Here is a 19,652-nt window from a genome sequence, read left to right as displayed (position 1 = left end):
TTTCCTGACGATATTTTTCAAAGTCTGAATAAGGTATTCTAATCTTAGATAAATATACAGCTTTATATCAGGAGTCGAACACATGTCGCAGCAGCAACCACTACTCTGGATCGATTTGGAAATGACGGGCTTGGATCCAGAGCGGGATCGTATTATTGAAATGGCGGCAATTGTGACCGATAGTGATTTAAACTTAATTGCCGAAAGTCCAGTGATTACCGTCTATCAACCGGATTCATTGTTAACACAGATGGATGAATGGTGTACGCGTCAGCATGGGCAGTCTGGACTGACTCAAAGAGTGAGAGAGAGTCAAACCACAGAGAGTATGGCGCAAGAGCAAATGCTAAGCTTTCTAAGTGCACATTCAGTTAAAGGTGGCTCGCCTATGTGCGGTAACAGCATAGGCCAGGATCGTCGTTTTTTATGTAAGTATATGCCAGATCTGGAAGCGCATTTTCATTATCGTAATCTCGATGTTAGCTCAATCAAAGAACTCGCCAAGCGTTGGAAGCCTTCGATAATGGATGGCTTTAAGAAAAAAGGAACGCATTTGGCCTTAGATGATATCCGTGAATCCATTGAGGAGTTACGTTACTATCGTCGTCACTTCTTTAGATTGTAAGACTAGGCTCAGGCTTGGATGTTTTAGACACTAGTTCATTGAGCGCCCACTCTATATGCTCCTGAACTAAGGGGGATGCCATTGGATGGCGCTCTTGTAATGCTTTCAAAATACGAGGGCCGCCTCTGCTATTTCCCAGCGCAATGGCAATGTTGCGCTGCCAGCCTTCAAACCCTGTGCGACGTATTGCAGAGCCCTCGGTGCGTTTCAAAAAAGTGGCTTCATCCCATTCAAACAGTTCAATCAGTTCGATATCGTCGAGTCCATGTCTTGGTTTGAAGTCCGTTTCTTGGCTGTGTTTTGCAAATCGGTTCCACGGGCACACTAACTGACAGTCATCGCAACCAAAGATACGGTTGCCCATTAATGGACGAAGCTCTATAGGGATGCTGCCTTTGTACTCGATGGTTAGGTAAGAAATGCAGCGCCTTGCATCCAAAACGTAAGGCTTAGGGAAAGCACGAGTGGGGCATATATCCAAACAAGCCGTACAGCGTCCACAGTGTTGCTCAGTTTCGGGAGGATCAATCGGTAAGGGGAGGTTGATGAATAGCTCACCCAAAAAAAACCAAGAACCGGCTTTTCGGTTCAGCAGTAAGGTGTGTTTTCCTATCCAGCCAAGGCCTGCGTTTCGCGCTATTGGGCGTTCTAACACGGGAGCGCTGTCCGTAAAGGGGCGAAACGACACTTCGTGCCCTGTTGATGCTTGAATTTTGTTTCCAAGTTGCTTGAGGCGTTGGCGAATCAGTTTATGATAGTCTCTACCCAGAGTGTAGCGCGCAATGTATGCTTTGTCGGGTTGAGAAAGAAGTTCAAGAGTTTTGATATCAGCAGGCAAATAATCCATTCTGACGCTAATAATGCGTTGAGTGCCAGGCACTAATAATGAGGCATCTAAGCGCTTTTCGATATTGTCAGACAAGTAGTGCATTTCACCTTGCATGCCTTGGTCAAGCCATTCCGTTAACGGCGTTTTTTCTTGGGATAAGTCTGTGCCCGTGATTGCACAGCCTTGAAACCCAACCTCAGTGGCCCAGATTTTTATTTGAGCGGCTAATTGCGCTAAATCGTTGGTCAACTCTTGATGTAAAGAAACTGAAATCACTTGTTCCGTCTGCTATGCATGTCAATATATCGATAGATTATTCAGGAGGCTTGAACGATATGAGCGCCCAGCGAACCCGATTGCCCAACACATTATACACGGCTGAGCAGTGTCGTGCGTTGGATCATACTGCAATTACGGAATATGGCATCCCGGGCTTTCGGTTGATGCAGCGAGCGGGACATGCTGTGTTTGCTGAGATTCGAAGACGTTGGCCGGAAATGAGCCGATTAACCCTTGTTTGTGGTACGGGTAATAACGGTGGCGATGGCTTGATTGTAGCGGGGTTGGCGTTTCAGCAAGGTTGGCAGGTTCAGGTTTTGACGCTGGGTGTTACGCCTTATCATGAGCAGTTGCAAGGAGAGGCTTTGCAAGCTTGTGAATGGGCCAATGCGTTAGGAGTGGTTACGCGACCCTGGAGCACGGCAGTGGAATTTACCGGAGAACTTGTCGTGGATGCGATTTTGGGCACCGGTATTCAAGGTGAGGTTCGAGGCGCTGTCAGAGAGGCGATTGCAAAAATCAATGCGTGTCACCGTCCAGTGGTGTCTGTCGATATTCCATCGGGTCTGTGCAGCGATTCGGGCAAATGTATGGGGGAAACCGTAAAAGCATCGGTCACTTTAACCTTTATAGGATTAAAGCAGGGCTTGTTGACGCATCAGGGACCAGATGTGAGAGGAGAGCTGTTATTCGATAGTTTAATGGTTCCAGATGATTTATATGAACAAATCCCTGTTAGCGGGTTTCGAACCGATGCGGATGATCTGTCGGAGTTATTGCCTGCGCGACCCTTGTCGGCCCATAAAGGCCATTATGGGCACGTTCTGGTCGTGGGTGGAGATCATGGAATGGGCGGAGCTGCGATTATGGCCGCTGAAGCCGCTCTAAGATCTGGGAGTGGTTTGGTGTCATTGGCTACGCGCTCGTCTCACGTGAGTGCTGCTTTGTCTCGTGTCCCTGAGGCCATGGTGCTTGGGGTTGATGTCTCAGCGCGTCTTCAGTCAATGCTCGATCGTGCGAGCGTGGTCGTGTTGGGGCCAGGATTGGGCAGTGGAGCTTGGGCCGATCAATTGGCGCAAAAGGTAATGAGCAGTCTGCATCCCTCTGTTATCGATGCTGATGCTTTAAAATACCTGCAGCCGTATCGCCATTCTCCCACGCAAACGCGTGCCAGAGTCTTGACACCGCACCCAGGTGAGGCAGCTCAATTGCTGGGTTGTTCTATCTCCGATGTTCAAGATAATCGTTTTGATGCTGTACGCTTGCTGTATGAACGTTTTGGTGGTGTCATTGTCTTGAAAGGAGCAGGAACCGTGATCTTCGACGGGGACGTTGTTCATGTCTGTACAGAAGGAAATCCAGGTATGGCCTCTGGTGGTATGGGCGATGTGTTGTCTGGGATTATTGCTGGATTTCTTGCGCAAGGCTTGTCGCCAGTCGATGCTGCTCGTCTAGGTGTCTACACCCATGCGAGATCGGCAGACTTATGTGCCTTGCAGAGTGGGCAGAGAGGTCTGAGAGCGACGGATTTATTTAACCAAATTAAGTATGTTGTCAATGGGTTGGAGTTGGGTGAACGTGTCTGATAATGCATTTATCGCAGTAGATGATCAGCAGACGGTTGCTTTCGGGCAAGTGTTGGCAAATGCGGCAGTTGACGGTGGAATCGTGTTTTTACACGGAGATCTTGGTATGGGTAAAACAACCTTGTGTCGAGGCGTCATGCAGGCATTTGGACATAAAGGTGCTGTTAAGAGTCCGACCTATACGCTGGTTGAGCCATACGAGTTTCAAGACAAGTGTGTGTACCATTTTGATTTGTATCGGTTAGGTGACCCCGAAGAGCTTGAGTTTCTGGGTATACGAGATTATTTAGTAGAGGATGCCCTGTGTTTGATTGAATGGCCTGAACGAGGTCAGGGGATTCTACCGACTGCAGATCTGGAAATATTTATCGAGTTATTTGAGCAAGGACGTCGTATTAAATGGTCAAAAAACACTCAAAAAGGGTGTATGATAGCCGATAGAATAGTAAATGAATTGAAAGGGTAAGCGCTCATTGTGAAAGTAAATACTATCTACAAGCTTTGTAGTTTTGTGTGTATGGCGTTATTGCTGCCCTTACATGCCTTTGCCAACGTGCAAGTTCAGGGTGTGAGGACATGGCTAGCGCCTGACAATACTCGCTTAGTCTTTGACCTATCTGGCCCGATCCAACACAAACTTTTTGCGTTAGATAATCCTGACCGCATTGTGTTGGATATTGAAAATGCATCTCTACAGGCGTCATTGAGTGAGTTGGTATCGGATAAAAGCCCTGTTGAGCGAATTCGTCACAGTCAATCGGGTAGTACGTTACGGATTGTTTTGGATATTCGTGAGCAGGTTAGGCCAAAAAGTTTTGAGCTGCGTCCGAACGACCAATATGGACACCGCTTAGTGGTTGATCTTGAGCCAATTGCCAAATCTCAGGCTTCCGCTCGCGCAGCACCCATCCCTGCTCCATCCGTACCAACTGCAGCTTCATCAGGGCTGCGAGATATAGTAATTGCAATTGATCCGGGACATGGCGGAGAAGATCCGGGTGCCATTGGTCCCAACCGAACCCGAGAAAAAGACATCGTCTTGTCGATAGGCCGGGAGCTTAAAAAACTGATTGATGCCGAGCCTGGGTATCGCGCTGTTATGATTCGTGATGGCGATTACTTTGTCAGCTTACGAGACCGAACCATTCGTGCTCGCCGAGCCAATGCCGATTTATTTGTTTCAATTCATGCAGATGGTTGGCACAGCCCTACGGCTCGCGGAGCTTCTGTTTGGGTACTGTCTGAACGAGGTGCAAGTAGCGAGATGGGGCGGTGGTTGGCCAGTCGCGAAAACAGTTCGGATTTGATTGGTGGCGTCGGTAGCGTGAGTCTTGATGATAAAGATGATGTATTGGCCAGTGTCCTGTTAGATATGTCCATGACGGCTAGCCGAACGGGAAGCCGTGATGTGGCGAGTATTATTCATCGGAACATGGCGAATTTTGCGCGTATGCACAAGCCCAATGTTGAGATGGCTGCATTTGCCGTGCTCAGATCTCCGGATATTCCATCTATTTTGATTGAAACGGGCTTTATTACGAATCCGCAAGAGGAGGCTCAGCTAAAAACACCCGCGTATCAACAGCGCATGGCTAAGGCGATTTTTGATGGTATCTCGGACTATTTTTGGCAGCGCCCACCTGACATGACATTGATTGCATCCAGAAAAAATCAGGGTGGAGCAATGGTTGCTGGGCAAAATCGAACGCATCGTGTTCAACCCGGGGATACCTTATCGGTTATTGCCGTTAGAAACGGTGTGTCTGTTGCCGCGTTAAGAGAGGCCAATCAAATAAGAGGTGATCAAATACGCGTGGGCCAAGTGCTAAGGATTCCAGCAAGTTAATGAGCGTTTTAATCAATAAACAGCCTGCACCGATTGAGCTTTTATCGGCGCAGTTGGCTAACCAAATTGCAGCGGGAGAAGTCGTAGAACGGCCTGCCTCCGTAGTAAAAGAACTACTTGAAAACAGCCTTGATGCAGGTGCAAGTCAGGTTTCGTTAGAGGCCGATCAAGGGGGCGTCAAGCGTATTAAAATCCGGGACGATGGTTGTGGTATTGCGCAAGAGGATTTGGCTTTGGCGCTCAGTCGTCACGCGACGTCTAAAATCAAAGTGCTGGACGATCTTGAGGCTGTTTTAAGTCTAGGATTTCGCGGAGAGGCACTTGCCAGTATCAGCTCTGTTGCCCGCTTAACACTTACTTCGCGCCCAGAAGGACAAGAGAGTGCTTGGTCTGTCAAAGCTGAAGGCCGAGACATGGAGCCTATCTTGATGCCGGCGGCACATCCTGTTGGTACGACCGTTGAAGTCGGTGATTTGTTTTTCAATACGCCAGCGCGCCGAAAGTTTCTAAAAACAGAGAAAACTGAGTTTAACCATTTAGAAGAAGTGGTTAGGCGTTTGGCGCTGAGTCGTTTTGATGTGGGTTTTAGTTTGACCCACAATGCTAAGTCCTTGTACCAATTGAAGCCCGCAACAACCGATTTTGAAAGAGAAAAGCGTTTAGCAACCCTACTAGGGCCTGCCTTTATTGAACATGCCTTGGTGGTCGATATGTCGGCCGAGTCGTCTGGCTTGAGATTGTATGGCTGGGTCACGCAGCCAACCCACTCGCGCAGTCAGCCTGATCAACAGTACTTTTTTGTCAACGGGCGCATTGTTCGTGACAAAGTGGTCAATCATGCCGTCCGACAAGCCTATCAAGATGTTCTCTATGGCGGGCGTCATCCTGCATTTGTACTTTTCTTTGAGTTAGACCCGGCTTGGGTAGATGTGAATGTGCATCCGACCAAGCATGAGGTGCGTTTCAGAGAAAGCCGTCTCGTGCACGATTTTATTTTTAGAACTTTGCATCGAGTGATCGCTGATATGCGCCCTGATGGGCATGCACAGATCAGCACACAAGAGATCCCGATGGGAGGAGTGCTGAGTCGGGCTGATTCTGGATCACCACAAGTGCCATTGACTCGGCCATCAGAGCCTTTAAATTATGCTCAAGTGCAAATTCCCTTGCATGCTCCGACGCGACCTAGTGCTTCGACCTCTTTTACGGATCGAGACGTGAGGTCTCAAATTGACCAGTATCGTCAATTATACCCAGATGCCCAAGGACAGATTGCTGAAGATCAGCCGAATACACCATCTGAATCTGCAGATTCTCCTCCCTTAGGCTATGCACTCGCGCAGCTTAAGGGTGTGTATATTTTAGCTCAGAATGAGCAGGGGCTGATTATCGTCGATATGCATGCGGCTCATGAACGTATCGTGTATGAACGAATGAAACTCACCTTGCAGGATGAGCCTTTGCGAAGCCAACCTCTGTTAGTGCCGGTTTCAATTCATGTGAGCCAGAAAGAAGCCGATATTGCTGAGGAGTCTTTAGAGCTATTTAAGCGCTTAGGTTTTGTGTTGCAGCGTTTGGCGACAGAAACCTTAGTGATCCGTGAAGTTCCTGTTTATTTTGCAAAAGCGGATGTGCAGAAGTTGGTGTTAGATGTGTTGTCAGACCTATTGCATCAAGGACGAAGTCAGCGCATTGAAAATCAAATAAATGAACTTCTTGGGACAATGGCCTGTCATAGTGCAGTTCGTGCCAATCGACAACTGTCAATTGCTGAAATGAATGCATTGTTGCGTGATATGGAAGTGACCGAGCGCAGTGGGCAATGCAATCACGGTCGGCCAACTTGGACGGCATTGAGTCTGTCTGATCTTGATAAGCTTTTTTTACGGGGGCAGTAATGTCGATGGATAAGGCAAAGCCCTTGGTTGTTATGTTGATGGGGCCAACCGCCTCTGGCAAAACTGATTTAGCGATGCGTATCGCGGATCATCTGCCTGCCAGTTTGATTAGTGTTGACTCTGCATTGATTTATAAAGGAATGGATATTGGAACGGCCAAGCCCGATCCTGATGTCCTGAGCGCTTATCCTCATCGGTTAGTGGACATTCTCGATCCTGCGGAATCCTACTCGGCTGCGACTTTTAGAGAAGATGCGCTAGCCTGTATTGATGAAGCTGTTTCCAATCAGCGTCTGCCTATCTTGGTGGGCGGGACGATGATGTACTTTAATGCACTGATTAAGGGAATGGCCCCTTTGCCGGATGCTGACCCTGTGCTCCGAACAGAGCTAGAAACTCGTATACAGCAAGACGGTATTGAGAGTCTGCATGCACAGTTGGCTTTGCTAGACCCTGTGGCAGCAGAGCGTCTGCACCCATCCGATTCTCAAAGAGTACAAAGAGCGTTGGAAGTTTGTTTACTAAGTGGACAGTCGATGACGTCTCTATGGGCTCAGCAAGTCAAGGTGGAGCTGCCTTTTCGTTACCTGTCTTTGGCTCTGATGCCACAAGATAGGTCGATTTTACATAAGCGGATAGAGCAGCGTTTTGATAAGATGTTAGAACAAGGCTTTGAAACAGAAGTTCGATCTCTGTTTGATCGTCAAGATTTGCATTCGGGTATGCCGTCCATCCGTGCTGTTGGATATCGTCAAATGTGGCAGTATCTTGATGGTGAGTTAGGGTATAAGGACATGAGAGAAAAGAGTATAGTAGCCACTCGGCAACTGGCAAAACGTCAGTATACGTGGCTAAGAAGTTGGGATGATTTACATGTACTTGATGGTGTAAATGAGAATATATTGCCCAATGCCTTGAAGTTGATCCAACAAGCCATTATATAATGAGATGCTTTGCGTTAATTTTTAATAGTGCCAGAGAGATGCGTGAAACACGTAAGCAATCTGTGCAGACTATGCTAACCATAATTATTTTAAAAGACTGAATGTTTCAGTAAAGGAGATACCCATGTCAAAAGGGCAATCATTACAAGACCCTTACCTTAATGTTTTACGCAAAGAACGGGTTCCCGTCTCTATTTTCCTGGTAAATGGAATCAAGCTCCAAGGACAAATCGAGTCGTTTGATCAGTTCGTTATTCTGCTCAAAAATACCGTCAGCCAGATGGTGTATAAGCATGCCATCTCAACCGTTGTACCTTCTAGACCGGTCAAGTTGCCACAGCCGGACGAGAAAATTGAAGAGTGAGTAATTTGATTGTTTTTTGAACGTCCTGAGTCGGGTGAACGCGCCATATTGGTGCATATTAATTTTCATTCTGAATCTGAACCAGAAAGTCCTCGTGAGTTAGAAGAATTGGCACTTTCAGCTGGGGCTGATCCGGTTGCTTTTTTAACGGGCAGTCGTTCAGACCCTAGCCCTAAGTTTTTCTTAGGTAAAGGAAAGGTTGCAGAATTGGCGGAAATGGTCAGGCTGTATGAATCGGAGTTGGTCATCTTTAACCACTCGCTTTCACCTGCCCAAGAACGCAACTTAGAGCGCGAAATTCAGTGTCGCGTCTTAGATAGAACTGGCTTAATCCTGGATATTTTCGCCCAGCGTGCCCGCACGCATGAAGGGAAGCTTCAAGTTGAGCTGGCTCAGCTTGAGCATATGTCGACACGACTCGTGCGGGGCTGGACCCATCTTGAGCGACAAAAAGGGGGCATCGGTTTGCGTGGGCCGGGTGAAACACAGCTCGAAACCGACCGTCGATTGCTTCGAGTTCGTCTTCAATCGATCATGAAACGTCTAGATAAAGTTAAAAAACAGCGTGATCAAGGGCGTAGATCTCGAGTTAGGGCATCTGTTCCAACGGTATCGCTTGTTGGGTATACCAACGCGGGTAAATCGACGTTGTTTAATTGCTTGACTGCATCGAATGTATATGCAGCCGATCAGTTGTTTGCAACCCTAGATCCTACCCTAAGAAAGATTCAACTTGATGATGCGGGCGCTGCAATTCTAGCGGATACAGTTGGTTTTATTCGGCATTTACCGCATAAATTAGTTCAAGCCTTTCGTGCGACCTTGCAAGAGACATGTGAAGCAACACTTTTGCTGCATGTTATCGATAGCTTTGATGAAGAGCGCCAGCTTCATATCGAACAAGTCAACGATGTATTAACCGAGATAGGGGCTGATGATGTGCCTACCTTACTTGTATACAATAAGGTTGATTTGTTAGAACAGGTTGAGCCACGCATTGATCGAGACGACGAAGGTGTTCCGATTCGTGTTTGGCTGTCGGCACAAACAGGTGCTGGCACTGATCTTTTGCTTCAGGCAATCAACGAGCGCCTTAGCGATGATGTTTTTGAAAGTGAATTGAGGCTGAATCCTTCAGAAGGGCAGTTCCGTGCGCAATTATATGCCGCGAATGCCATTCTATCTGAGTCGGTAGATGATGAGGGTCAAATGCATCTGAAAATTCGCATTCAGCGTAAAGATTTTAGGCAATTGTTGAGTCGATTGCAGATTCCGTTTGAACGATATTTGTCAGAAACGGTCGATTATGTGTAGTCCTTGCATGTAAATGCAGGGGTTTTTAAAATTATAACTTTAACTTTGTTTTATAGCGGAGAGCACTATGGCCTGGAATGAGCCTGGCGGAAATGGCAAAAACCATGATCCGTGGAGCGGCGGCGGTGACAAAAATCCCGGCGGTGGTAAACGTGGTGGTAATGAGCAGGGGCCCCCTGATCTAGATGAAGCCCTTCAAAAGCTTCAAGACCGTTTAAACGGTATCTTTGGCGGCAAGGGGGGAGGTTCCGGAAGCGCAGGTGGCTCAGGTGGCTCTCACAAAGGAAGCTTTGGGCTGCTAGGTATCGTTGCCGTAATTGCCATTGTTGTTTGGGCAGGTATGGGATTCTATACGGTCGACCAACAAGAGCGTGGCGTTGTCTTGCGCTTGGGTAAATTCCATTCGGTTGTAAACCCTGGTTTGCAATGGAATCCGCCTTTGATTGATGACGTCTCTAAAATCAACGTTACTCAAGTTCGTATTCATGATCACCGTGCACTGATGCTTACTGAAGACGAAAACATCGTTGATGTTGATATCAGTGTTCAGTACGTAGCTGAGAACCCTGAAAACTTCCTATTGAAGGTTCGGAGTCCTCAAGAAAGCTTAGCTCAAGCGGCTGAAGCAGCACTTCGTCAGGTAGTGGGCGCATCTGAAATGAACCAAATCTTGACGGAAGGTCGTCAAGTTATGGCAATCTCTGTTCAAGAGCGTTTGCAGCGCCATATGGATACCTTTGAAACAGGTATTCGAATTGCAGGGGTTAACGTACGAAATGCACAAGCTCCAAGTCAGGTTCAAGATGCGTTTGATGATGTAATCAAGGCGCGTGAGGATGAACAACGCTCTAAGAACGAAGCTGAAGCCTACGCTAACAGTGTTGTGCCAGAAGCACGTGGTATTGCGCAACGTATGATCGAAGAAGCAAACGCTTATCGTGAAGAAGTTGTTGCCAGGGCAACGGGTGAAAGCCAGCGTTTCTTGGCATTATTATCCGAATACCAAAATGAGCCTGATGTAACTCGTGAACGTTTGTATATCGATATGATGCAAAGCGTCATGACGAACAATCCAAAAGTGTTAATGGATGTTGAGGGTGGTAATAATCTCATGTTCTTGCCATTGGATAAGCTGATGGAAAACAGAGGGAATACGAGCGGTTCGCGTAGCAGTGCCTCTGACTTAGGTTTTAGGCAGTTGAATGATCCATTAACTGATGCCTCACGGACACGTCAAAACTCGGCAGGTGCAGGTAGCATGAGGGAGGGTCGATAATGAAACCTAATTCAGTATTTGTACTCGTTTTAGCACTGGTTGCGGTTTGGTTGACGTCCGAAAGTGTTTATATCGTCAAAGAAACCGAAAGAGCCGTTAAATTACGATTTGGTGAAATTGTTGAACCTGATATAGTCCCAGGTTTACATTTCAAGATTCCATTTGTAAACACTGTGCGTAAGTTCGAAGCACGTCTGATTACATTGGATTCACGTCCTCAAGCGTTTTTGACCTTAGAAGCTAAGCGTTTGATTGTGGATTCGTTCATCAAATGGCGTATAAAGGACGTAGAACGGTATTACACCGCAACGTCGGGTGATGAAAGCCGTGCGAACAGTCTTTTGGCGAGCCGTATTGAAACAAATTTGCGTAACCAGTTTGGTGAGCGAACACTTAATCAAGTGGTTTCAGGCGAGCGCGAAGAGTTGATGGATCAAGTCAATCGTCAATTGAGCGTTGTTGCTGAGCGTGAGTTGGGTATCGAAATCGTTGATATTCGTATCAAGCGAATTGATCTTCCAACAGAAGTTTCAACATCAGTATACGATCGTATGCGTTCTGAGCGTTTGAGACTGGCCCGTGAACTGCGTGCAAGAGGTCTCGAGTTGGCTGAAGGGATACGTGCAGATGCCGATCGTCAGCGTACGGTTATCACAGCAAATGCCTTCAGTACATCTGAAATATTACGAGGTGAAGGGGATGCTGAAGCGGCGGGTATTTATTCGTCAGCCTTTAGTCAAGATCCAGAGTTCTACTCCTTCGTTCGTAGTATTGGTGCGTACCGTGAGTCCTTCAGTGGTCAGGGTGATGTGCTAGTGCTTGAGCCTACCAGTGAGTTTTTCCGCTACATGAGAAGCTCGGGCGTTCAATAAGCAACAACCAAAGTAGGTGGGTAAACCACCTACTTTGTGTTATGATTTCAAAGACCGGGTCATTGCCCGGTTTTTTTGTGACAAAAGGGGGTCGTAAATGGCGCTGGCAGATCGATGGCTGCTGCCTGAGGGTATCAAAGAATTATTGCCGCCAGAGGCGCGTCAGGCTGAACTGATGCGACGTAGGTTGCTCGATTTGTATAATAATTGGGGTTATGACTTAGTAATGCCGCCGTTGGTTGAGCATTTAGAGTCCTTGTTAACAGGGACAGGCCATGATCTGGATTTGAATACGTTTAAGCTGACGGATCGTCTGAGTGGGCACACTTTAGGTGTCAGAGCCGATATTACGCCTCAAGTCGCCAGGATTGATGCGCACCGTTTACGTACCGAAGGGCCTAGTCGGCTGTGTTACTGTGGTTCCGTATTGCACACGCATGCCGCCAATATGTTAGCGACGCGCAATCCAATGCAAGCGGGCGCAGAGCTGTATGGCCATGCTGGCATAGAAAGTGATGTTGAAGTCATCTCTTTAATGCTCGAAACGATGAATGTTGCTGGCATTTCAGACCCAATTACGCTGGACTTAGGTCATGTAGCACTTTTTAGTGCTCTGATTGCCAAAGCTAAGCTTACGGCGGAAGATAAACTGCAGTTTATTGATTTGCTGCAGCGTAAAGCACTCACCGAGTATGACATTTTTCTCTCGGGATTGAGCCTTGAAGCGTCTTTGCGCGAGCGCTTAGCTGTGCTACCTTTCTTGCATGGTACGGTTGATGTGCTTGAGAAAGCGGCAAGTCTGTTTGAGGGCTGGAAGGAAGAGTCTGACGCTATCCAGTATCTTTCGGACTTGGCAGAGCTGATTCGAAAACGTTTTCCACAAACCCGTTTTTATTTTGATTTGGCTGAATTGCGAGGTTACCACTATCATACAGGTGTGGTGTTTGCAGCCTACACGCCAAGTTTTGGTCAAGCGCTCGCCAAAGGTGGGCGTTACGATGAAATAGGTCAGGATTTTGGTCGTGCTCGACCTGCGACTGGCTTTAGTGCGGATCTTAAAACGCTCCTTGATGTCGCGGGTGTTAAGGCTAAGGTTGAACCTTCTGTATTAGCGCCCTCAGCATGGAGTGCTGATTTGCATGAAGCGATTGAACATGCCCGTCTACAGGGACATCGGGTGATACAGGCGCTAGATGAATTTGAGCGCCCGGCTGGATGTGATCGACAACTGGTCAAAATTAATAACGAGTGGGTGATCCAAGCCCTCTGATCCGTTTAACAGAAACTAACGAGTACTCGAGACAACAATGGGTAAGAATGTCGTTGTGCTGGGCACCCAGTGGGGTGATGAAGGAAAGGGCAAGATCGTTGATCTTCTAACTGAGAAGATTGCAGCGGTTGTGCGCTTTCAAGGTGGTCATAATGCTGGTCATACACTGGTTATTGATGGCAAAAAAACAGTCTTGCATTTGATTCCTTCAGGCATCCTGCGTGAAAACGTTTTGTGCTTGATTGGTAATGGTGTTGTGCTATCACCCGAAGCGTTGCTTAAGGAGATAGCTGGATTGGAGGCGAAGGGGATCCCTGTCAGTGATCGCTTACGTTTAAGTCCGGCTTGCCCCTTAATTCTTCCTTGCCACGTTGCGTTAGACCAAGCAAGAGAGTTAATGCGCGGTGAAGCCAAGATCGGTACCACAGGTCGCGGCATAGGACCGGCTTATGAAGATAAGGTCGCTCGTAGAGGCTTGCGCTTAGGGGACATCAAGGACCCTGAAAACTTTGCAATTAAGCTGAAAGAAGTGATTAGCTATCATAATTTCATGCTTGAAAACTATTACAAAGTTGAGCCAGTTAGCTTCGATGCTGTGTACGCCGAGTGCATGGAAATGGCAATCAAACTTTTGCCGATGATTGCGGATGTGACGGGTATTCTGCACGACTTGCGTCGTCAGGGTGCCAGCATTATGTTTGAAGGCGCTCAAGGTTCGTTGTTGGATATCGATCATGGTACCTATCCTTATGTAACCTCGTCTAACACGACAGCAGGTGGCACCTCAACGGGTAGTGGTTTTGGACCTCTGTATCTGGATTACATTCTGGGTATTACCAAAGCCTATACCACGCGTGTGGGTGGCGGGCCTTTCCCAACTGAGTTGCATTGCGACACGGGTGCGCGTTTGGCTGAAAGAGGCCATGAGTTTGGATCAACTACAGGGCGTGCACGTCGCTGTGGTTGGTTTGATGCGGTGGCACTTAAGCATGCGATAGAGATTAACTCTGTCTCTGGTATTTGTTTAACCAAGCTTGATGTTCTTGATGGACTCGACGAGATCCGTATCTGCGTCGGCTATGAAGACGTCCAAGGCAATGTGGTCACGTCGTTAAGTGGCAGTGAAGATTATGAAAAAGTCACTCCCGTTTACGAAAGCGTTCCAGGTTGGACAGAGTCAACGATTGGAGCGAAAAGCTTAGATCAGTTGCCAGAAAATGCTCGCGCTTACATACGTCGGTTGGAAGAGTTGATGGGTGCACCAGTGGATATTATCTCCACAGGCCCTGATCGCAATGAAACGATTGTGCTGCGCGATCCATTTGAAGTGGATGCCTAAGTTATAAAGCACGTGTAAAAAAGGGGGCGATATCTCAGATATCGCCCCCTTTTTTTGCTTAAGTCTGTTAGCCGTTTTGTTGGCTGCCGATCTGCACAGTTTTAAGCAGTTGCTTAAACATCTTCGGGTTGGCTGCGACTAACTCACCTGTTTTAAGATGCTGGTTGCCACCTTTGAAGTCACCGATCAAGCCGCCCGCTTCTTGGATCAAGAGAATACCGGCTTCTTGTTCCCAGTCGTTTAGGCCCGCTTGAAAGAAACCGTCCAGTCTGCCTGCCGCCGTGTAGGCAAGGTTAAGCAACGTGGAGCCACTGCTGAAGGTGTTACCGTCAGCATTAATAATCTGGGTTACTATGCTTTGCTGGGTATGGAACCAAGGCTTGTCACTTTTGCGGTTAAAAAAGCCTGTACCAATTAATGAACCTGTCAGGTTTTTCGCGCTACTGACTCTGAGTCTTCGACCATTCAATTGCGCGCCGTTACCACGGCTGGCAGTAAACTCTTCACCTGTAATCGGGTTGATGATCACCGCATGATCGATACGGCCATTGACCCTACCTGTTAGGCTTAAAGCAAAAATAGGAAGTGCGTTCGAGAAGTTAGTGAGGCCATCAACTGGATTGATTTGCCACTCAACGTGAGTGGGGCCGTCGCCAGTGGCTTTGTAGTGGCCGCTAAACTCAGCGTTTACAGTGTGGTGTGGATACGCCTTCTGAAGGCTTTGAACGATAGTTCGTTCTGCTTGGCAGCACACGTCATTAATGAACTCAGCAACGCTGGATTGTTCGGATTTGATTAGGTCTAGGCGTTCAATAGCCCGAGCGATTTGTTCACCGCCGAGACGGGCAGCACGAAGTGCGATATTAACTATCGGTAGCATCAGAGTAAGCGTCCAAATTATTCAAGAGCGAAAGAGATATTATACTGCAGTGTTCATTTCTTATCTATTCATGCAGGCTATTTTGGCCGTCTGTTGTGGTTTTTTCTGGTTCAGTGACGGGCTTACCAACCGACCTCCAATGGATTGGCACGCATAGTCAAAAACTATGACGATTAATGGCTCGCTTTTAGCTGGAAGTATCAAAAAATCTATACTAAGATCAATTTGTTATGGCGGAGAGCCAAGAATAACCCGCTTGAGTGATTCTGCAATACCGTGCTGGCTCGTTTTGCAGGGCGCTTGGCTGGGTTAAAAGTTATTTTAAAACAAATGGTTAGGTTTGATTTTGGGCGAAGCGTGCTGGCTTGTTATTAAAATGTTATGCATTCGAGTGCATGTAAGTAAGGAGTGTATGTGAAAACCGGGTTGGTTATTTACTCTTCGTCAATTCACCGCTTAGCCGAATTCTATTGTCATGTTTTTGGCTTTGAAGTTTCCGAAAAAGATGAATCATACGCCTTGCTAATAGCTGGTAGCTTTGAGCTTGTTCTGCTTGAAACTGAGGTTTCGAAAAAGGCGTCTAGTACAGGCAAAGCCAGAGAAGATACGCCAATAAAGCCATCATTTTTTATCGACACCCCTCTTGAGCTAGTTGGCGAGAAAATAAAGGAAAAAGGTGGAGCTTTATATCAACCCAAAAGTTGGAATTTTGGTGGTCGTCAAGTATGTGATGGCTGTGATTGTGAAGGTAATATTTTCCAGTTAAGAGTTGGTAAAAATGCATAACAAACGGCTGTTGTCGCCCCTTCGGGGCTGGGACGGCCTTTCCGCCGCTGAGCGGCTACAAGGCCGCCCCAAAGCCGAGCGTTATGCAATTATGGGTAGTTTTGGGAAGCCTGCAAATGGGAACCAGAGGGTGCGGTAAATGAGTATAAAAATTGAATCTAATGATCTGAAAGACCGTCAAAGGGCCTTGCATAAATCGATAGAAAGTTTGATGACAAAGCTGCCTGAGGAAAGCGCAACACGGAAACAATTAGATAATCATCGGGAGCTTTTTGACGATGCGGTTTCTTATCTCTCAAACTCAGATCAAAGACTGGCATTTATCGGTAACATAGGTACCGGGAAGACAACCGCCATATGCCATCTACTTGGCTTGTTAGATGGAGAAGAGCCGATTCTTAGCACGGGTAGCGGTCGTACTACGCTATGCGAAGTGGAAATATCTTTTGGTTCTCAACTTGAGATCGAAGTCACTCCGCATTCCGAAGCTGAAGTAAGGGGCTACCTCACGGACTTTGCTCAGTACTTACTATCAGATATCGAAGAATCGGATAATTCAGAGCCATTTAAACTGAGCGCCGAAGTTGAGAGGGCGCTCCGTAACATGCTTGACCTCCGAATATCACGTACAAAAACCTCCGAAGGCAAGCGAATAACTACGGACAACGCTAAAGATTTTGCGGCCAATTACCAATCTGTCGAATTGTTAAAAGAAGCGTTGTTGGAACGTCTTGATTATACAGCTCGTCATCAAACGCGATTCACCAGTGATGATGGAGTAGACCAATACGAGTGGTTGCACACAACATTCAAAGCTATCAATAGCTGCACTCATCCGAGCGTTGGTCTATCCAAGCATATATGCATATTGGCGCCGCTAAAACTTTTCGATGACGTCGATTACTCTCTGTCAGTAGTTGATACAAAGGGTGTCGATCAGACGGTTAACCGTGCGGATCTTGATAGCTGCCTTACAGACAATCGTACTGTCAGTGTACTGTGCTGCCGATTCAACGAAGCGCCCGATAAGACAATGTCCGGATTACTGAAGCTTGCCAAGGATGCAGGTCTGAATCACCGAATTGCCAAAGAAACAGTATTGTTAATTCTTGACAGGGAGAGTGAAGCTGAAAAAGTTATCGACATAGATGAACCTGTTGGTGATAAAACTGAGGGACGTGAGATCCGTGCTGAGCAGGTCGTTAATGATCTAAGGCACACACTACAATTAGACAACCTAGATGTGCGATTTTTCGATGTAAAGTCTGATGATCCGAAGGAACTTAACAAACTGTTGGTCGAAAAAGTTTCTGTGCTGCGCGGTCAATATGCTCAGACTATTGTCGATATCGAGAAGGCTATTGTCGACATCGAAACTGAACTGGTCTCTCAATCAGCTACAGCGGCGAAGAATCAGGTTAAGAATACGCTGGAACCTTGGATAAAAAAGGCTCAAGGCTGCTCTCCGGCGTTAAGAGAGTATTTTTTACCTTTAATTAATGACATTAGAAACAAGGGTACATATGCTGCTAGTGTTCGAGCTAGTGTTAATCGCAAGGGAGAGTGGCATAATCTCGATTACTATCAGCTTTTAGCTACAGGTGCTCGTCAGCAAGTTGTGGACCAAATCGGCACGCTAAAGGATGAATTTATCGTACTAATCGATAACATGCTTTCTCAGAATGAACTACAACCTGCTTATGCGCTGCTTAAACAGTTGAAACAAACAACTGAGAAACGACTTGGTGATATTTACCAAAAAGCGTTTGCTAAAGGACGCGCGGTTTATGAAGGAAAGCTTTCATCAGATAGTCAGCTCTGGAATGGTTTGTTTCAAGAGTGGGGAATGGGCCCTGGATACAAGGATAGGGTTTCCGGTAAATCTGAAACTTGGTTTCACGCGAAAAAATATCCAGAGTTTGAATCTAGCGTTACTAGTCAGGTTGTTGAGGAATGGCAGCGTTATGTAAATGAGGTGCGAGATATGCTGGGGGCTGAATAGATATGCATAACAATCGCAGGCACAGCGACAGCTTTTTCGTTGCGGCTTCGCCTTCACTACAAAGCCGCGCGTGCTGCGGGCGTTAGCTTTTAGGAAAGGAGTCAAGTATGGGAGCTTGGGGCGAAGGGTTATATGAAGAAGATGAAGCTTGTGATGTTCGAGATTCCATTTCAATGCTTTCAAAAATGCCAGCGAATGGCGATGAAATTTTAGAAATATTAATCGAGCAGTATGGGCCAGTTGAAGATCTGGAAGATGACGGCGTGCCAAATTTTTGGATGGTTGTAGCCGACCAATATTCTAAAAAGGGAATAGTCTCTGAAAAAGTAAGAATGAATGCTTTAAAGGCCATGGATTCCGGCTACGACATCCAAGATCTCAAAGCTCGAGGGTTGGAAGAAAAAGGTCTAAAAGCTCGGCTTAAAGTCCATGCAAAGCTCAAAGAACGTATAAATAACCCGGAACCAGAAAGTAAAAGGCGTGTTGCAAAAAATCCTCCTAAACAAGTAGTAAAGGAAGGCGAAGTTTATGTGTTTCCTACGATGCAAGGAAAAGGACTGAATGCATGGTTTTCAAGTTGGGAGGAAGCTGGATTTAAACCTGACGGCTGGGGTTCTTTAATCATTACTTCAACCGGAAGAGAGTACGATTGGTTTCCATGGGCGACATATGTTCCAGTGAATACTTCGCCAGCTGAGAAAGCTACTCTTGAAAAGGTTTTAAACGGGCGTACATTATTTGGAGATGGTGTTGCCTATTGTATTCCTAAACAAAACCACTTTAAGAGAATGGAAATGGAAAAGATCGGCGAGATAATTCTAGAATCTGAATCAATTGAAAAGCTTGTTAAAAAGCAGCGATCTACCCCAAAACAAGTAGTAGCTTGCGGCTGGTCTATATGCAGCGGAGCATTTTCAAGTGATAAAGAGGGACTAGTTGATGTTCGTGAACTTCTACAGAGAAAAAGCTAACAAACGCCTGCAATCTTGTAATCCTCCCGAAAAATCGGAGCAGTTATAAGTAGAAAATTCCGTTAAAATTAAACGAAGGAGTTTTCTATGCGTAAATCACGATACACAGACAGTCAGATCCTAGCGATTCTGAAGCAAAACGAGAAAGGTGTCCCGGTGCCAGAGCTATGCCGCGAACATGGTATGAGCTCCGCTCAGTTTTATAAGTGGCGTGCCAAATTTGGCGGTATGGATGCATCCATGATGAAACGGCTCAAAGAGCTTGAGGACGAGAATAAGCGTCTTAAAAAAATGTACGCAGAAGAACGCCTCAAGGCTGAAATCCGCAAGGAAGCCCTAGAGGGAAAGTTATAAAGCCATCTCAGCGCAAGGAGATGGCACGTGCAGCCATTCAACGTCACGGGATCAGCATTCGTTTTGCCTGCATCACTATGGGTATTAGCGAAAGTTCGGCGTTTTTCAAGCTAGTTGTCACCATTAGCCGTTTTAAGCGGCTCGTTTTTCTACTTGTTTAGTCGGCTGTTTTTCTGGATTCAGTGTTGTCGGTCCCACTGGTGTGCAGTTTCGTACT

Annotated in this window: 17 protein-coding genes and 1 pseudogene; 16 read left to right on the top strand and 2 right to left on the bottom strand. The window is 46.7% G+C overall.

Annotated features, from left to right (window positions below):
• Positions 1–82: 82 nt before the first annotated feature.
• Complete coding sequence (gene orn, locus DN062_RS14295; RefSeq protein ID WP_112159990.1) at positions 83–625, top strand: oligoribonuclease; 543 nt, start codon at positions 83–85, stop codon at positions 623–625.
• On the opposite strand, the gene queG is transcribed toward orn, so the two are convergent.
• The gene (gene queG, locus DN062_RS14290; RefSeq protein ID WP_239995800.1) at positions 615–1,730 is read right to left on the bottom strand and encodes a tRNA epoxyqueuosine(34) reductase QueG; all 1,116 of its coding nucleotides are present in this window, start codon (positions 1,728–1,730) and stop codon (positions 615–617) included. The two genes, orn and queG, sit on opposite strands and share 11 nt — an antisense overlap.
• Positions 1,731–1,789: 59 nt before the next feature.
• Here queG and DN062_RS14285 point away from each other — a divergent pair, with 59 nt between their 5' ends.
• The 11 genes from DN062_RS14285 to DN062_RS14235 all read left to right on the top strand — a co-directional run bounded on the left by DN062_RS14285 (position 1,790) and on the right by DN062_RS14235 (position 14,442).
• Positions 1,790–3,319 (top strand): NAD(P)H-hydrate dehydratase, encoded by a 1,530-nt coding sequence (locus tag DN062_RS14285; RefSeq protein WP_112159989.1) that lies wholly within the window; start codon positions 1,790–1,792, stop codon positions 3,317–3,319.
• The gene (gene tsaE / locus DN062_RS14280) at positions 3,312–3,785 is read left to right on the top strand and encodes a tRNA (adenosine(37)-N6)-threonylcarbamoyltransferase complex ATPase subunit type 1 TsaE (protein ID WP_239995799.1); all 474 of its coding nucleotides are present in this window, start codon (positions 3,312–3,314) and stop codon (positions 3,783–3,785) included. Before DN062_RS14285 ends, tsaE begins: the two co-directional genes overlap by 8 nt.
• Before the next feature lie 9 nt (positions 3,786–3,794).
• Positions 3,795–5,165 (top strand): N-acetylmuramoyl-L-alanine amidase, encoded by a 1,371-nt coding sequence (locus tag DN062_RS14275; protein ID WP_275668123.1) that lies wholly within the window; start codon positions 3,795–3,797, stop codon positions 5,163–5,165.
• Positions 5,165–7,063: a DNA mismatch repair endonuclease MutL gene (gene mutL, locus DN062_RS14270; protein WP_112159986.1), complete on the top strand. Its 1,899-nt coding sequence runs from the start codon at positions 5,165–5,167 to the stop codon at positions 7,061–7,063. The genes DN062_RS14275 and mutL overlap by 1 nt, the downstream gene beginning before the upstream one ends.
• The gene (miaA, locus tag DN062_RS14265) at positions 7,063–8,007 is read left to right on the top strand and encodes a tRNA (adenosine(37)-N6)-dimethylallyltransferase MiaA (protein ID WP_112159985.1); all 945 of its coding nucleotides are present in this window, start codon (positions 7,063–7,065) and stop codon (positions 8,005–8,007) included. The genes mutL and miaA overlap by 1 nt, the downstream gene beginning before the upstream one ends.
• Before the next feature lie 124 nt (positions 8,008–8,131).
• Complete coding sequence (hfq, locus tag DN062_RS14260; protein ID WP_036508467.1) at positions 8,132–8,371, top strand: RNA chaperone Hfq; 240 nt, start codon at positions 8,132–8,134, stop codon at positions 8,369–8,371.
• A gap of 9 nt (positions 8,372–8,380) precedes the next feature.
• Positions 8,381–9,685 carry a ribosome rescue GTPase HflX gene (gene hflX / locus DN062_RS14255; protein ID WP_112159984.1) on the top strand — a complete coding sequence of 435 codons (1,305 nt, stop codon included), beginning with the start codon at positions 8,381–8,383 and terminating at the stop codon, positions 9,683–9,685.
• Positions 9,686–9,752: 67 nt separating this feature from the next.
• The gene (gene hflK, locus DN062_RS14250) at positions 9,753–10,961 is read left to right on the top strand and encodes an FtsH protease activity modulator HflK (protein WP_112159983.1); all 1,209 of its coding nucleotides are present in this window, start codon (positions 9,753–9,755) and stop codon (positions 10,959–10,961) included.
• Positions 10,961–11,833 carry a protease modulator HflC gene (gene hflC / locus DN062_RS14245; protein WP_112159982.1) on the top strand — a complete coding sequence of 291 codons (873 nt, stop codon included), beginning with the start codon at positions 10,961–10,963 and terminating at the stop codon, positions 11,831–11,833. The genes hflK and hflC overlap by 1 nt, the downstream gene beginning before the upstream one ends.
• A 97-nt stretch (positions 11,834–11,930) precedes the next feature.
• Entirely contained in the window at positions 11,931–13,103 is a 1,173-nt protein-coding gene (locus tag DN062_RS14240; protein WP_112159981.1) for an ATP phosphoribosyltransferase regulatory subunit, read from the top strand.
• A 37-nt stretch (positions 13,104–13,140) separates the two neighbouring features.
• Entirely contained in the window at positions 13,141–14,442 is a 1,302-nt protein-coding gene (locus DN062_RS14235) for an adenylosuccinate synthase (protein ID WP_112159980.1), read from the top strand.
• A 67-nt stretch (positions 14,443–14,509) separates the two neighbouring features.
• Here the strand turns inward: DN062_RS14235 and DN062_RS14230 are convergent, their stop codons facing one another.
• Complete coding sequence (locus DN062_RS14230; protein WP_239995798.1) at positions 14,510–15,322, bottom strand: inositol monophosphatase family protein; 813 nt, start codon at positions 15,320–15,322, stop codon at positions 14,510–14,512.
• 414 nt (positions 15,323–15,736) lie between these two features.
• Here DN062_RS14230 and DN062_RS14225 point away from each other — a divergent pair, with 414 nt between their 5' ends.
• From DN062_RS14225 to DN062_RS14210, 4 genes and pseudogenes are all read left to right on the top strand, one after another.
• On the top strand, positions 15,737–16,108 hold the full coding sequence (locus DN062_RS14225; RefSeq protein ID WP_112159979.1) for a VOC family protein: 372 nt from the start codon (positions 15,737–15,739) through the stop codon (positions 16,106–16,108).
• A gap of 139 nt (positions 16,109–16,247) precedes the next feature.
• Positions 16,248–18,110: a hypothetical protein gene (locus DN062_RS14220; protein ID WP_112159978.1), complete on the top strand. Its 1,863-nt coding sequence runs from the start codon at positions 16,248–16,250 to the stop codon at positions 18,108–18,110.
• A gap of 107 nt (positions 18,111–18,217) precedes the next feature.
• A complete protein-coding gene (locus DN062_RS14215; RefSeq protein ID WP_112159977.1) occupies positions 18,218–19,081 on the top strand; it encodes a hypothetical protein in 864 nt (287 codons plus the stop codon).
• Positions 19,082–19,168: 87 nt separating this feature from the next.
• Positions 19,169–19,530: pseudogene (locus tag DN062_RS14210) on the top strand (transposase); the annotation flags it as partial.
• Positions 19,531–19,652 lie beyond the last annotated feature (122 nt).

The organism is Nitrincola tibetensis (assembly GCF_003284585.1).
GTDB lineage: Bacteria > Pseudomonadota > Gammaproteobacteria > Pseudomonadales > Balneatricaceae > Nitrincola > Nitrincola tibetensis.
The sequence above is the reverse complement of the archived record's forward strand: the minus strand, read 5'-3'. Positions and strand labels throughout refer to the sequence as shown.